The organism is Ferrovibrio sp., assembly GCF_002796975.1.
Taxonomy (GTDB): domain Bacteria; phylum Pseudomonadota; class Alphaproteobacteria; order Ferrovibrionales; family Ferrovibrionaceae; genus Ferrovibrio.
Genome location: NZ_PEKV01000014.1, coordinates 95,734 through 109,709 on the forward strand (window position 1 = coordinate 95,734; position 13,976 = coordinate 109,709).

The 13,976-nt window shown below is 63.3% G+C and carries 14 protein-coding genes; 3 read left to right on the top strand and 11 right to left on the bottom strand.

Going from position 1 to position 13,976, the window contains the following annotated elements:
- Position 1: 1 nt before the first annotated feature.
- The 6 genes from CTR53_RS16865 to CTR53_RS16890 all read right to left on the bottom strand — a co-directional run bounded on the left by CTR53_RS16865 (position 2) and on the right by CTR53_RS16890 (position 6,750).
- Complete coding sequence (locus CTR53_RS16865) at positions 2-226, bottom strand: hypothetical protein (protein WP_290816065.1); 225 nt, start codon at positions 224-226, stop codon at positions 2-4.
- 143 nt (positions 227-369) lie between these two features.
- Entirely contained in the window at positions 370-1,455 is a 1,086-nt protein-coding gene (locus CTR53_RS16870; RefSeq protein ID WP_290816068.1) for a DNA topoisomerase IB, read from the bottom strand.
- A gap of 3 nt (positions 1,456-1,458) precedes the next feature.
- A complete protein-coding gene (locus CTR53_RS16875) occupies positions 1,459-1,893 on the bottom strand; it encodes a low affinity iron permease family protein (protein ID WP_290816071.1) in 435 nt (144 codons plus the stop codon).
- Between the two features lie 81 nt (positions 1,894-1,974).
- The gene (locus tag CTR53_RS16880) at positions 1,975-3,828 is read right to left on the bottom strand and encodes an AsmA-like C-terminal region-containing protein (protein ID WP_290816074.1); all 1,854 of its coding nucleotides are present in this window, start codon (positions 3,826-3,828) and stop codon (positions 1,975-1,977) included.
- Positions 3,829-3,864: 36 nt separating this feature from the next.
- Positions 3,865-5,133 carry an FAD-dependent oxidoreductase gene (locus CTR53_RS16885; protein ID WP_290816078.1) on the bottom strand — a complete coding sequence of 423 codons (1,269 nt, stop codon included), beginning with the start codon at positions 5,131-5,133 and terminating at the stop codon, positions 3,865-3,867.
- 69 nt (positions 5,134-5,202) lie between these two features.
- Positions 5,203-6,750: an ATP-binding protein gene (locus CTR53_RS16890; protein WP_290816081.1), complete on the bottom strand. Its 1,548-nt coding sequence runs from the start codon at positions 6,748-6,750 to the stop codon at positions 5,203-5,205.
- A 113-nt stretch (positions 6,751-6,863) separates the two neighbouring features.
- Between CTR53_RS16890 and CTR53_RS16895 the strand changes: the two genes are divergently transcribed.
- Positions 6,864-7,274, top strand: a complete 411-nt coding sequence (locus tag CTR53_RS16895) for a response regulator (protein WP_290816084.1) — start codon at positions 6,864-6,866, stop codon at positions 7,272-7,274.
- The gene (locus CTR53_RS16900) at positions 7,252-8,601 is read left to right on the top strand and encodes a hypothetical protein (RefSeq protein WP_290816087.1); all 1,350 of its coding nucleotides are present in this window, start codon (positions 7,252-7,254) and stop codon (positions 8,599-8,601) included. Before CTR53_RS16895 ends, CTR53_RS16900 begins: the two co-directional genes overlap by 23 nt.
- On the opposite strand, the gene aroQ is transcribed toward CTR53_RS16900, so the two are convergent.
- From aroQ to CTR53_RS16925, 5 genes are all read right to left on the bottom strand, one after another.
- Positions 8,598-9,050 carry a type II 3-dehydroquinate dehydratase gene (gene aroQ, locus CTR53_RS16905; RefSeq protein ID WP_290816090.1) on the bottom strand — a complete coding sequence of 151 codons (453 nt, stop codon included), beginning with the start codon at positions 9,048-9,050 and terminating at the stop codon, positions 8,598-8,600. The two genes, CTR53_RS16900 and aroQ, sit on opposite strands and share 4 nt — an antisense overlap.
- 4 nt (positions 9,051-9,054) lie before the next feature.
- Positions 9,055-10,356 carry a TRAP transporter large permease gene (locus tag CTR53_RS16910; RefSeq protein WP_290816093.1) on the bottom strand — a complete coding sequence of 434 codons (1,302 nt, stop codon included), beginning with the start codon at positions 10,354-10,356 and terminating at the stop codon, positions 9,055-9,057.
- Positions 10,353-10,871 (bottom strand): TRAP transporter small permease, encoded by a 519-nt coding sequence (locus CTR53_RS16915; RefSeq protein WP_290816098.1) that lies wholly within the window; start codon positions 10,869-10,871, stop codon positions 10,353-10,355. The genes CTR53_RS16910 and CTR53_RS16915 overlap by 4 nt, the downstream gene beginning before the upstream one ends.
- Before the next feature lie 91 nt (positions 10,872-10,962).
- Positions 10,963-11,955, bottom strand: a complete 993-nt coding sequence (dctP, locus tag CTR53_RS16920; RefSeq protein ID WP_290816101.1) for a TRAP transporter substrate-binding protein DctP — start codon at positions 11,953-11,955, stop codon at positions 10,963-10,965.
- A gap of 75 nt (positions 11,956-12,030) precedes the next feature.
- The gene (locus tag CTR53_RS16925; RefSeq protein ID WP_290816105.1) at positions 12,031-12,978 is read right to left on the bottom strand and encodes a shikimate dehydrogenase; all 948 of its coding nucleotides are present in this window, start codon (positions 12,976-12,978) and stop codon (positions 12,031-12,033) included.
- A 259-nt stretch (positions 12,979-13,237) separates the two neighbouring features.
- On the opposite strand from CTR53_RS16925, the gene CTR53_RS16930 reads away from it, so the two are divergent.
- Positions 13,238-13,942, top strand: coding sequence for a TetR family transcriptional regulator (locus CTR53_RS16930; protein WP_290816107.1), 705 nt, complete (start codon positions 13,238-13,240; stop codon positions 13,940-13,942).
- The last annotated feature ends 34 nt before the right edge of the window (positions 13,943-13,976 follow it).

Genomic DNA, 13,976 nt, shown 5'->3' on the forward strand with positions numbered 1-13,976 from the left:
GTCAGACCCGCTGCTGCCGCATGGCCAGGTTGAAGGCGACACGCGCATCGCGCATTGCCACGCGCTCGTCTGCCGGCGTCATCCGCTGCGACTGCTTGGCACGCATATAGGCAATATCGTAATCGCCGTCTTCGCCATCGTAGAAGGACACGACGTAATCATCGTTCTCAACGATCTTGGCGGCGGCATCGACAGTCCAGTCGAAGATCTGGAGATTGGTCTGCATGGGGGGCACTCCTTAGTTTCTTCCTGATCCGACGGCACCGATTCGTTTTTCAATATAGCGAACCTATACTGCGGCAGGAATAAGTCAGGACAGGTCTCGGCCGTTGACATAACGCCGCAACTACGGTTGCGTTCCGCTCTCCATCACAGTTTCGCGTCTTTCATGCAGAATCTTTTTCGGTCGCGGATTTTTCTTCGCGATTGATTTGGTTTTTGGNNNNGTAGAACCGCGATTTCCTCCGGTTGTAGTCCGGCGATATCGACTTCGGTCGGCATGCGCAGGCGGTGATCGCCAGCCATGTAGCGGTCGATCACCACCGGATGGATGTAACATTTGCGACAGATCGTCACGGTGTTGCCGAGCTTGCCGCTCACTTGCGTGATCGCAGCTTTCAGATTGCGCTTGGCCTCGCGCTGGCTCTGCGGCGGGCCAAAGGCCTGCAGCGCCAGCGCCGCCATCACTGTGCCGGCCCAGGTGCGAAAATCCTTCGCCGTCACCTCAGCGCCGCTGACGCCGCGCAGATACTCGTTCACATCAGCCGAACTGACCGCCAGCACCGCGCCGTCTTCGGCGCGATAGCGGAACAGCTCCTGCCCCGGCAATTCTTGGCAGGCGCGGATCACTTTCAACACGCGCCGGTCATGCAGCTGCAGATCCCAGCTCTTGCCGCTCTTGCCGGTGAAACGAAACCGCAGCCGGCCGCTTTCCACCTTCACATGTTTGCGTGTCAGCGTGGTCAGGCCATGGCTGCCATTCTGCTCGGCATAATCGGCATTGCCGATGCGGATCAGCGTGCGTTCCAGCAGATAGACGATGGCGCCCAGCACCTTTTCGCGCGGCAGACCGCTACGCGCCATGTCTGCCGCCACCTGTGCGCGGATGGCGGGCAGCAGCCGCGCAAAGCCCGGCAGGGCCGCGTATTTGCCATTTTCGCGCAAAGCGCGGAATTCCGGGTGATAGATATATTGCTTGCGACCGCGCGCATCGCGCCCCGTCGCCTGGATGTGGCCGTCGTTGCGCGGGCAGATCCAGACCTGCTGCCAGGCCGGCGGAATCGCCAGACTGCGCAGGCGCTGCAGGGTGGTTGCATCGCGCAGCAGCGTGCCGTCTGCATCGCGATAGCTGAAGCCCGTGCCGCTGCGCTGGCGGCAGATGCCGGGGCCGGAATCGCTGACATACCGCAGGCCGGCTTCGCGCGCGGCGGCTTCAGGGGTGAGAGGCTGCAGCATGCGTCAGGCCGCCGTTTTCTTCTTCTGCTGGGTCTGGCGCGCCTTCTCGGCCAGCTTCTCGTAGGTGTTGCGGAACTGATCCAGCTCGTCCTCAGTCAGTTCCTCCAGGTCGAGCAGCGAATTCTCGGCATTGCGCGTGGCGCGGATCAGCTCGTCCAGCTTGATATGCATGGCGACGGCATCGCGGTTCTGCGTGTTCTGGATCAGGAACACCATCAGGAAGGTGATGATCGTCGTGCCGGTATTCACGGTCAGCTGCCAGACTTCGGAAAAACCGAGCAGCGGGCCTGTTGCTGCCCAGAGCACAATGCTGAGCACGGCGGTGACAAAGACCCAGGGCGTGCCGGTGAAATGCGCGGCGCGGCTGGCGAAACGGTTGAACCAGAGAGTCAGGCCGGGCTTCGGTTTCGGTTGGTTCTGTGTCGGTGAACTCGGCATAACGGGGGCCTCAAAATGTTGCCCGTCTAAACGTCGCCACGAAAGCGCCGGTTCCTGTCTGCGGTTTTCCGCGGCTTTTCGCTATTGGGCGCAGGGATTTGCGCGGACCAGCACGGCCTGCGCCGGCGGCAGGTCGGGCAGTGTCTGGCGCGGCAGCATGGCCTGACGATCCGGCTTGGCCGAAATATCGCCGAGCGGTCCCTGCAGATGCAGCGGGATGTCGAGCGCCAGGAAACCGGTGGTTTTCGGATCGGAGCGCAGCACCAGATCGAGATGCTGTCGCGTCAGGTCGATGCCGCCGCCGCCGCGGATGGTGCCGCCGTCGCTGCGCAGGATCAGCGGTCCCAACACCATCATGCCGTTGCTGATCTCCGCCGCGGCCAGCAGGCAGCGCAGCGCGGTGCTGTCGCCGCGGTCGCGGAACAATGCGCGCAGATCAGCCGAGGCTGCCTCCACCAGGCTGCGCGCGATGCGACCCTGCTGCATGGCGATCACGCCATGGCCCTGCAGGGTCTTGAGCGCGTCGCCCAGCTGCGCGCCATTCATGCGGAGTGCAGCGCGTGCTTCCACCGCGCCGGCAATCTGTGCTGCGCCGTTGCGCAGGCCCAGCGCCTGCAGCAGCGTGCCGGCCTCGGCGCGATCCAGCTGCAGGTTTGCGTTCAGGCTGGCGCTGTCATTGTCGGTAGCGCGCAGCTCGCCGTTCAGGCGCAGATGGCCGGCCTGTTGCGGCGTGCCCAGATTGGCGGTGGCGCCGTGCAGGCGGATCAGCCCGCTGGCCACTTCAACGGCCACCGCCACCTGCTTCAGGCTGCGATCGCCATAGAGCAGCGCATCGGCACTGATCTGCAGATCGAGATGCGCCGCATCCTTCGCCGTACTGGGTCGCAGGTTGGCCTTGCGCCAGTCGCTGCTGCCTTGCGGTAAAACGGTCGGCAGGTCCAGCCGGTCGAAGTCGAGGCGGAACTGCAGGTCGTCGGCCTCGCCGCGATTGCCTTCATCGAGCGCGATCCGCCCGGTAAAGGCATTGCCGCCGAGATCGCCGCGCGCATCCTCCAGCCGCCAGGCATCGCCGTTGCGGGTGAGGCCGCCGGCCAGTTTCAGCGGTGCGACGATGCCGGCAGGTGAATCGAAAATGCCGATCAGGTCGTCCAGCCGTCGCGCCTCCAGCGCCAGCCGGCCTTCGACGCCGTCGAAATCGAGCGGTCGGTGCAGCAGGCCCTTGAAATCCAGCTTCGCGCCCGGCGTGGCGATGCTGAAACCGGCATTGAAAGGTTTCGAGGCATCGCGGAAGGCATTGAAGGAGGCCGTTCTGGCGGTCAGCTGTGCATCAGTGTCGTTATAGCCGCCGTCCAGCACCAGGCTGACCGGCGCATCCTCATCGGTGGCCTGGATGGTTAGATCGTCCAGCGGCAGGCGCAGCCATTTGCCGGACGAGGTGCGGAAACGCAATTCGCCGCCAGTCAGGCGGACATTCAGCAGGCTGGGAAACTGCTCGCGGGTTTTCGGCACCAGCACCAGGCGGCTGGAGGATGGTGCAGCACTGACGTCGCTGCTGCCGAATTCCCAGTTGCCGCGGCCGGCCTGGTCGCGTTCCAGTGCGATGCGGGGCCGCGTCACCTGCAGGCTTTCATAGACCAGCCTGCCGCGCAGCAGCGACGGGCGATCCAGCGTGGCATCGATCGCTTCGATGGCGATCATGTCGGCACTGCTGCCGCCCGGCATATTGGCAATCTGCAGTCCGCGCAGGGTCAAGGTGACCGGATCGCCCAGACCGACCGACAGTTCGGCGATCTGGACGCGGCGATCCAGCAGGTGGCTGGCCAGCGTCTGCACGGCGGCGCGCGGCCAGGCCAGCAGCGCAACCATCGCACCCGTGGCCAGCACCAGCAGAACGGCGAGCAGCGCTGCGAGATATTTCAGGCGGAAAACCATCATGGGAAAACGCAGAGGCAGTATACCTGTTCCGTGGCCCTAGGACAGGCGGCCATGCACGTCCGGCGTCTCGATATGTTCGCGCCGCGGCCCCAGCGCCACCAGCCGTGGCCCCAGGCTGCGCAGAACCGGGATGCGGTTGATGAGGCGCAGCAGCAGCGGCGGTTTCACCGGGCCGATCGCGTTGAAGACGCGTCGCTCAAGGAAATCCTGCACCCGCACCTGGAAGGCCTGGATGAACTTCGTCGGCCAGTCGCGCCGTCTCTGCACGTCCGCCAGCAGGCTGTCATTGACGGCCGAGCCTTCTTCCTGCGCCTCGCGCAGGCAGGAATACAAGATATTCGCCGCCGCCACCGCATCCTGGATGGCGAGGTTGATGCCGACGCCGCCGACCGGCGACATCGCATGCGCCGCATCGCCGATACACAGCAGCCCCGGCGCATGCCAGCGATGCAGCCGGTTGATCTGCACCGACAGCAGTTTCAGCCTGTCCCAGCTGTCGATGGCGGTCGCGAGCCTGCCGGCGGCAAACGGTGCCACACGCGCCAGATCGGCGCGCAATGCCGGCAGGCCGCGCTCTTTCAGGGCATCGAAACCGTCCTTGCGGATCAGATAGGCGCATTGCCAGTAATCGCCGCGGTCGATCATCACCAGCGCCTGGCCGGTCTCGATACGGCCGAGCAGATCCTGTGGATCCTCGGCGACACGCTCCAGCCGGAACCACAGCACATCGATGGGTGCGCCGATATCGATCACCGGCAGGCCGCTCTGGTGCCGCAACGTTGAATCGCGGCCATCGCAGGCTACCACCAGATGCGCCTCGATCTCGTGTTCGGCGTCGTCAGGCCCGCGCCAGCGCACGCCGCTGACCCGACCGAGATCACGTAAAAGCGTGATGGCCTCGGCTTCCATTAAAAGATTGAATTCGGGATAGCGCCCGGCCTGCCTTTTGAGGAAATCGAGGAAGTCCCATTGCGGCATGAAAGCCACGAACTTGCACTGCGTCGGCAGGGTGCGGAAATCGCCGAAGGCAATGCTTTCGCCGCCGAAGCTGCCGCCGATGCTGGTGACCTTGTGATGCGGCAGTTCGAGGAACTCATCCAGCAGACCCAGCTCGCGCATCAGTTCCAGCGTCGAGGTATGGATGGTGTCGCCGCGGAAGTCGCGGAAGAAATCCTTGTGCTTCTCCAGCACGGTGACATGGATGCCGGCGCGCGCCAGCAGCAGGCCCAGCATCATGCCGGCCGGCCCGCCGCCGCTGATGCAGACGGTGGTGCGGTCGATGGGCGGCGCTGCGGCTTCCGTCATGGCGGCACTCGACTCGGGCGGCGAAAACGGCTGGATTGCAGCGTAATCAGCCAGTCGAGTGCGGTCAAATTATGGCGGGTCGCCTATGGCCAAGGTCTCCTTCAGCTTCGCTGCGAGATCGACCATGCGATAAGGCTTGCTGAGCAGGGGAACACTTGTACGCGATGCCTCATTCCGCGGCAAAATCGCTCCAGGAAAGCCGGAGGTGAGCAGTACCTTCAGGTCAGGCCGTAGACCCAGCGCCTGTTCGGCGAGTTCATAGCCGTTCATGCCGCCCGGCATCACCACATCGCTGAACATCAAGCTGATGGCGTGATCCGAGCGAAGAATATCGAGGGCGTCTGCGGCATTGCTGGCTTCCAGCGTGCGATACCCCAGCTTGGTGAGTTGCAGCAGCACGCCTTGCCGGATCATATCGTTGTCCTCCACCACAAGGAGGACCAAATCACGGCTCTCAGCCGGGCCGGTCACCGCCGGAACCGTGCCCGGTTCGGCGTCTTCGCTTTCTTCGTACCGGTTGCGGGGGAAGTAGAGGCGTATGCTGGTTCCGTGTCCCATCTCGCTGTAAATCTTGATATGGCCCTCTGACTGTTTCACGAAGCCGAACACCATGCTGAGTCCGAGCCCGGTGCCCTTGCCGACTCCCTTGGTGGTGAAGAAAGGCTCGAAGACACGGTTGACCACATCCTGCGACATGCCGGTCCCGGTATCCGTCACGGTGATCGAGACATAATCACCAGCCGCAGCGCCGGGGTTGTTGCGGGCATAGACCTGGTCCAGCGTCGCATTCGCGGTTTCGATGAGTAGCCGGCCTCCGGCCGGCATCGCATCCCTGGCATTGACGGCGAGGTTCATGACCGCCGATTCCAGGTTTGCCGGGTCCACCATGGTGCGCCACAGCCGGTCGGCAGGCGTGAACTGCACCTGAACGTGTTGATCCATGGTATGCTCCAGCAGCGACACTGCCCTGGACACCAGCGGGTTGACATCGACCAGCTGGGGATTCTGCGGCTGCTGTCGCGAGAATGCCAGGAGCTGACGTGTCAGTTCGCCGCCGCGCTGGGCGGCATGCAGCGCTGCTTCGATATGCTCCTTCACTTCGGGCGGCAGCGCCGGCTCGTCGATCACCAGATCGATGCGTGCGATGATGACGGCCAGCAGGTTGTTGAAATCGTGTGCCAGGCCGCCGGTGAGCTGGCCAATCGCTTCCATCCTCTGAAGGTGCCGCAACTGCTGCTCGGCGGCGATACGTTCGCTCATATCGCGGCCGATGAAGAAATGCTGGCCCTCCAGTTCCGACCATACGCCGGCCCAGGACAGATGCACGACGCGCCCGTCCCTATGCAGGTAGCGGCAGTCGAAATGGCGCATGACGCCCGTGTGCCGCGCCCGGCGCATTTCGTCGCGTGTCCTGTCCAGATCGTCAGGATGTATGAAATCGGTGGCGTTGAGGCCGACGAGCTCTTCGGGTCGGTAGCCGAGGAGATGTTGCACGCTGGGGCTGACGCGGCGCATCGTCCCGTCGCGTTCGACGACAAGGATCAAATCAAGCGAAGTCTCGAAAACACGCTGATTGATGGCATGGATGGACGCTTCAGAAGTGTAGGCAGCAGTCATCGCCGATATTGTCGCCCCGCATGCAGGGTTTAGTTCATCGGGAGCATAACGATTCTGGGTTGCACATCCAGAGATTCTTGTTACCCTCGCCCTCAAGTCACGTTTGAGGCGGTATGGCGCGGATACTGATCGTGGACGACGAGCCAGCTCTCCGGGAGAGTTTGGTAGTTGCGCTGCACAAGGCCGGACATGGCGTGACGTCGGTGGGCGACGGGCAGGCTGCGCTGGAGGCTGCCGAGAAGTTGCCCTTCGAGGTTGTGATCACCGATCTGATCATGCCCAATGTCGATGGGCTCGAAGCGATCAAGCGTTTCAGGAAAACCAGCGAACACGTGAGAATCATCGCCATGTCTGGCGGCGGGCGCACCCGCCAGTTCGACGTGCTGGATTACGCCAGACAGTTCGGTGCCGACGAAGCCATTGCAAAACCCTTTCGTATCGCCGAACTGCTCGGGCTAGTCCGCAAGGTTCTTGGTGAGCCTGCTCTTGGGGAGCCCGTCCATGGCGATCCGGGAAAAGATTAAGCAGCTGCTCGGCGCCGAAGCCGCGCCGCGCCGGGCCAGACGGAAGAAAGAGGCCGCACCGCAACAGGCTGCGCGCGACATGATCCCGGAGATTGAGCGCCTGCTTGACAGTCTCACACGGCTGTCGGCAGAAAAGCGCACCATCTTGTCCGGCCGGCTCAACATGGTCGGCCTGCAGAGAATCCGCGCGATGATCGGCGACGACTGGCCGCGCGTCGCCGCTCGCGCGCAGGATATCGCCCTGCGCGCCATCCAGCGATCCTGCGGGTCCGACGATATCTATTCGCGCTACGACGAGCTGGCCTTCATCATCGTGTTCGGCAGTCTCACCCCCGAACAGGCGCAGTTGCGCTGCCACGAGATTTCGGAAGAGATTGGCCGCAAGCTGCTGGGCGATAGATTCTCGGCCGACGCCTGCGAAGTCAGCACGGCAGTGGTCGAATCCGATGGCTCACTGCTGTTCAGCGCGTCGAGCAAGGCCGATCTTCTGGACCGCCTGCTGCAGCAGGGCGAGGCAGACGATGCGCCTGCGGCGGAACCGGACAAGGCGGACGAGGCAGAGCTTGTCTTTCCCACCATGGATGCAGCCGAGGCGCTGGCCTCGATCAGCATCCGTTACCGCCCGATGTGGAACGCGCGGCACAAGGCGATCGCCAACTACCTGGCTCTGCCCGAAGCTTCAATCTACGGCCGGGTACAGTCCGACGGGATGTTGCGGATCGAGTATGATTCGATCCTGACACCGGTGGAATTCGACAGTCATGTCGCTCGCAGTGCGCTGGCCGCCTTCGGCCCAGCGATTGCGCAGGGCCAGCGTGTGCTGATGTCATGGCCGGTGCATTTCGAAACCCTGGCGACGCGGAAGAGCCGGCAGGAATATCTCGAGGTCTACCGCACGGTGCCGGATGCCATGCGGCAGCTTCTGATCCTCGAACTGGAGGGATTGCCCGAAGGCGTACCGCAGAGCCGGCTGCTGGATGTGACCACGGCGATCCGCCCGGTCTGCCGCCGTTTCGTGTTCCGGGTGGCCCCCGAATTCAGGAATTTCGGCGCGTTGGCCGGTATGGGTACCGATGGGGTCGGGCTCAATCTGGCTGGCAGTCCTGCCGATGACACGCGGCGGATTGCAACGCTGAATGCCTTTGCCGCCGAAGCGGCGAAAGTACGGCTGCGCTGCTATGTCCATGGCCTGAGCAGCCGCGCGCAGGCACTGGCGGCGCTGGTTGCGGGTTTTGAATGGATCGACGGTGAAGCGGTCGAGAAAGCGCTCGATCTGCCCGGTTCGATGATGCGCTTCGATCTTGACGATCTGTATCGCGCCGTCTAGCCGCGCCCGAGTTTCTGCAGCACCGCCTGGATGGCCAGGATATAGCCATGCGGGCCGAGGCCGCAGATCACGCCGGTGACGGCGGCCGACAGTTTTGAGTGCCGGTGCATCTCGTCGCGGGCATGGATATTCGAGATATGCACCTCGAGGATCGGTCCCTCGAAGGTCTTCAGCGCATCGTAGAGCGCGACGGAGGTAAACGAGTAGCCGGCCGGATTGAAGATAATCGCAGCGGCCGTTTCGCGCGCCTGCTGGATCGCGTCGACCAGCACACCCTCATGGTTGGACTGGCGGAAGTCGACGGTCGCGCCATTCCCGGCGGCGAAGGCCTCGCAGCTCTGCCGGATTTCGTCCAGCGTGGTCGAGCCGTAGATATGCGGTTCGCGGATGCCCAGCATGTTCAGGTTGGGCCCGTTGAGGATCAGGATCGGCTTCTTCTGGCTCGTCATGTCGTTATCCTCCGTAGCCGAGCTGCCGGGGCAGCCACAGCACGATTTCCGGGAAGAAGGTGATCAGCGCCAGCGAGGCGATCATCGCCCACAGGAACGGCAGGGTGTCCCTGACGATGTCGCGGACCGGCACTTCGGCGATGCGGGTCATCACGAACAGCAGCAAACCATAGGGCGGCGTGATCAGGCCGAGCATGATGTTGACCACCACCATGACGCCGAAATGCACCATGTCGATGCCGAGCGCCTGCGCGGTCGGGATCAGCACCGGCACGATCACCAGCAGGATGGTGGTGCCTTCCAGCAGGCAGCCGAGCAGCAGCAGCAGGATATTGACCAGGATCAGGAAGCCGATCGGCGACAGCTCCCAGCCGGCGAGCAGCAGCTTGATGCCCTCGGGGATATTCTCCACGGTGACGACATAGTTGAAGACCAGCGCACCGGCGATCAGCATGCCAATCGAGGCCGAGGTGCGCGCGCTGGCCAGCACCGAGCGGTAGAAGTCGCGGAAGCTGACGCTGCGATACAGCCCCACCGAGATGATCAGGGCATAGGCAGCGGCGACAGCCGCCGCCTCGGTCGGCGTCGTGACACCGCTATAGATGCCGCCCAGCAGCACCACCGGCATCATCAGGCTGGGGAAAGCCTGCCAGGTGATGCGTGGCAGATCGCGCAGTGGCGTCGGCTTCTCGACCGGGAAATTCTCGCGTCGCGCACCCCAGGCGACGATCAGCATCTGCGCACCGGCCATCAGCAGGCCGGGGATCACGCCGCCGAGAAACAGATAGCCGATCGACGCATCCGAAACGAGCGCGTAGAGAATCATCGGGATGGACGGGGGGATGATCGGGCCGATCACGCTGGTGACGGCGGTGAGGGCTGCGGCGTAACTCGCGCGGTATTTGCCGTCGGCGGTCATCATATTCTGCATCATCTTGCCGGTACCGGCGGCATCGGCGATGGCCGAACCCGACATGCCGGCGAAGATGATGCTCTGCGCGACGTTGACCTGCGCCAGGCCGCCGCGGAAACGGCCGACGATGGCATTGCAGAAATTCAGCAGGCGTTCGGTCATCGAACCGATATTCATCAGCTCGGCAGCGAGGATGAACAGCGGCACGGCGAGGATCACGTAGTTGGTGTACATGCCGTTCAGCAACTGCTCCGCTGCAGTACCGAGATCGAGGCCGGCGATCCACAGATAGAGCACACTGCCGGCGATCATGGCGTGGCCGATCGGCAGGCCGAGGAAGGCCAGTGCCGTCATGACGACGATGGCGATGGAAAATGGGCTTGCAAGATTCATACGCCGGACGCCGCTTTGGTCGGATCGATGTCTCCGGCGGTCTTGCCGCGCAGCGCCTGCCAGGAGAGCCAGAGATAGCGGACCAGCACGGCCGCGACGAAAAGGATGTAGATGGAATAGAGCCAGTCCATGCGGATCTTCAGATAGGCGGCTTTCTCCACCTTCATGAAGGTCACATAGTCGATGGTGGCGGGAAACGACACGGCATAGAGGACCACGGTGGAGACGCAGGCGACCGCCATCATCCGGCGCCGCACCCTGGGCCTGACCGCGCCATAGATCAGGTCGAAGCGGATCTCTTCCTCTTCGCGGATCACGAAGGCGGCGCCCCACAGCACCAGCCAAACCCAGAGGATGGTGCTGACCTCGCCGGTCCAGCCAATGGGAAAATTCAGCAGATAGCGGAAGACGATCTGGATGATGAAGACGGCGAACATGGCGCCCAGCATGGCGGCCAGGATGTTCTCGCCGCGGCGATAAAACCACCCGGCCCAGTTACGCAGTGCCTGCTGCATGGCTTCCTCCCCCCTCAACTCTGTACTGAAACGGTCTACACCAAATCCGGAGAATTGTGGCGGGGGCTTTTCAGGCCCCCGCCGGCAACGATCAGAGCGCGTTGATCTTCTCGACCATGCCCTTCGGCCAGTCCTTGGCCAGATCCGAAGCCAGATACTTGGCCTGGGCATATTTGCGGAAGGCAGCCTGGTCCGGTTCGTAGATGTTTAGGCCCTTGCCCTTGAAGAAGTCGACCAGTTCCTTCTCGCGCGCCTGGTGCTTCTTCTGCGAGAAGGCAATCGCGGAGTCGGCCGCAGCCTGGAAGCGCTTCTGCTGATCGGCCTTCATCGCCTTCCAGGTCTTGCTCGACACCGTGAGCAGGTCGAAGCCGACCAGATGCGAGGTCAGCACGATCTGCGACATCACCTCGTAGAACTTCATGTTCTCGACGTTGGGCAGCGGATTGTCCTGACCGTCGATCGCACCCGTCTGCAGACCGGTGTAAACTTCGGCATAGGCCATCGCGGTCGGATTGGCGCCGATCGACTCGCCCAGGAACTGCCAGGCCTCGCCCGGCGGCATGCGCAGCTTGATGCCGGCCATGTCGGCCGGCGTGTTGATCTTCTTGTTGGGCTTCAGGCCGATCTGGCGCGCGCCGAAATAGGTCGGCCCAAGGATATGAACGCCGAGCTTGTCGTCGGCCATCTTCTTCATTTCCGCGCCGGCCGGGCTGGCGAAGAACTTGGTCAGATGGTCGGCATCGCGGAACAGGTAGGCGGCGGTCAGGATCGACCAGGCCGGAATCTGCTTCGAGATATCCTGCGGCGCGATATTGCCCATTTCGAGGTTGCCGCGCTGGATCGCCACCAGTTCGGTGCCCTGCTTGAACAGGTTGCCGCCGTAATAGCCTTCGAAGGCGAAGTCGTTGCCGATACCCTCGGCGAACTTCTTCATCATCTCGGCGCGGATATCCTGCTCCGAGAAGACGGCCGAGAAGCGCAGCTTCGGCTTGCCCTGGGCAAAGGTCGGCATGCTGAAAGCAGTGGCCGCAGCGGCCATGCCGGTGCCGGCCAGGAAGCGGCGACGTGTGGTGTTGATGGTCATGGTATTTCCTCCTGTTTTTTGAACGTCTGAAATCCGTCTGACGGTTACTGTAATCCTCTCGCTACGCAGGCCTTCTCAAGCCGCCGCGGCGAAATGTCCGGCCATGGCCGCCATATCCGACTTGCGGCCGGTGAACAGTTCGAAGGCGCGCACCGCCTGGCCGATCGCCATGCCGGTGCCGGCCAGATTTCGACAGCCAAGCGCACGCGCCACGCGCAGCAGCTCGGTTTCCTCGGGAAAATAGATGATTTCCGCCACCCAGTGCTGGCGCCGCAAAGCCTCGGCCGGGAATGGCATGCCGGGATATTTCGCCATGCCGACCGGCGTCGTGTTCACGATGCCGTCGGTCCAGGCCAGTGCGTCGGCGATCTTCGTGGTCGCCTGTACGCGCTCGCCGCTCCCCCATTCCCTGCCCATATGCGCGGCGAGTGCCGCGGCGCGGGTTGGATCGGTATCGACGATGGACAACGTCTCGGCGCCCAGCTGCAGCAGCGCATGGGCCACGGCCGCGCCGGCGCCGCCGGCGCCGAACTGCACCACCTGGCGCAGCGGCACGCCCCCGGGGCCAATCCCCAGCCCCTGTCGGAAGCTCTCGGCAAAGCCCCAGCAGTCGGTGTTGTGGCCGGTCGTGCTGCCGCCGGTGCCATAAACCACGGTATTCACCGCGCCGATGGCGGCGGCTTCGGGCGCGATGCTGTCTAGCAGCGGGATCACCTGCTGTTTGAAGGGATGCGTGACGTTGAAGCCCTGGAAGCCCAGCGCGGCGCCGGCCGAAAGCATGCCGGGCAGCGCGTCGTCAGGAAGGCCGAGCTGGTCGAAATCCACCAGCATATAGGCGTAGCCGAGGCCGAAGCGGGCTGCTTCGCGCTCATGCATGGCCGGCGTGCGCGACAGCTGGATGCCGCGGCCGATCAGGCCGACCAGCAATGGCCGGTTGCCGCCGGCCGGGCTCGCCAGATCCGGCCGCGCGGCCAGCATAGCGCGCAGCTTGTCGACGCAGAGTTCGTGCGCAGCCTGCACCATGGCCCTTCGGCGTCCTCCCCGGGACTTTTTGCCTCGACACTTTCTGGCTAGCACTTTGTACGAAATAGTTAGTATAGTCAAATCCGGAAACGCCGGAAACCTGCCGCGGCTGTTCCGGGAGCATCGCGGGCGGCAGGAATCTCTTTAGTTCTGGGTGCGTTAGCTATTTGAAATGCAATCGAGCGAGGGCAGTATGCAGCAGACGCCATCCCCTGCCGCCTGGCGCAGCGAGCCCGCGCCGACCGGAAAAATCCAGCCCATGACCATCGCCAAGAAAAAGTCCGCCGGGAAGACGCTGCCGAAAAAGGCAGAGGCTGCCGCGCCGCGCCATGCCGGCGCCAAGGCGCGCGCACCGGAGGCGACCAAGCAGGACATCATCGACGTGGCGACGCGCGAATTCGCGCAGAATGGCCTGTCGGGCGCGCGCGTCGACGAGATCGCCGCTAAGACCGGCTCCAGCAAGCGGATGATCTACTATTATTTCGGCGACAAGGACGGCCTCTATCTCGCCGTGCTGGAAGAAGCCTATCGCAAGGTGCGCACCACCGAAGCGCAGCTCGATCTCGAACATCTGCGTCCGACCGATGCCTTGCGTAAGCTGGTCGAATTCACCTTCGATCACCATCATTCCAACGAGGCTTTCATTCGTCTGGTGATGATCGAGAATATCCACCATGGCGAATATCTGGCGCGCTCCAGGACGATCCAGGATCTCAACGTTTCGGCCATCGGCGAACTGGAGCGCGTCTATCAGCGCGGCCTGCAGGACGGCCTTTTCCGTAAAGGTCTGAATGCCATCGACCTGCACTGGCAGATCAGCGCGCTGGCCTTCTTCAATGTGTCGAACCGCGCCACCTTTTCGCAGATCTTCCGCGTCGATCTCGCCTCGAAAAAGGCGCTCGCCACATTGCGGTCACAGGTGGTCGACATGGTGTTGCGCAATGTCCTGAAAAACCCGGGCTGAGGCGGCGCCGGCCGCCATCGAACTGCATTCGCCT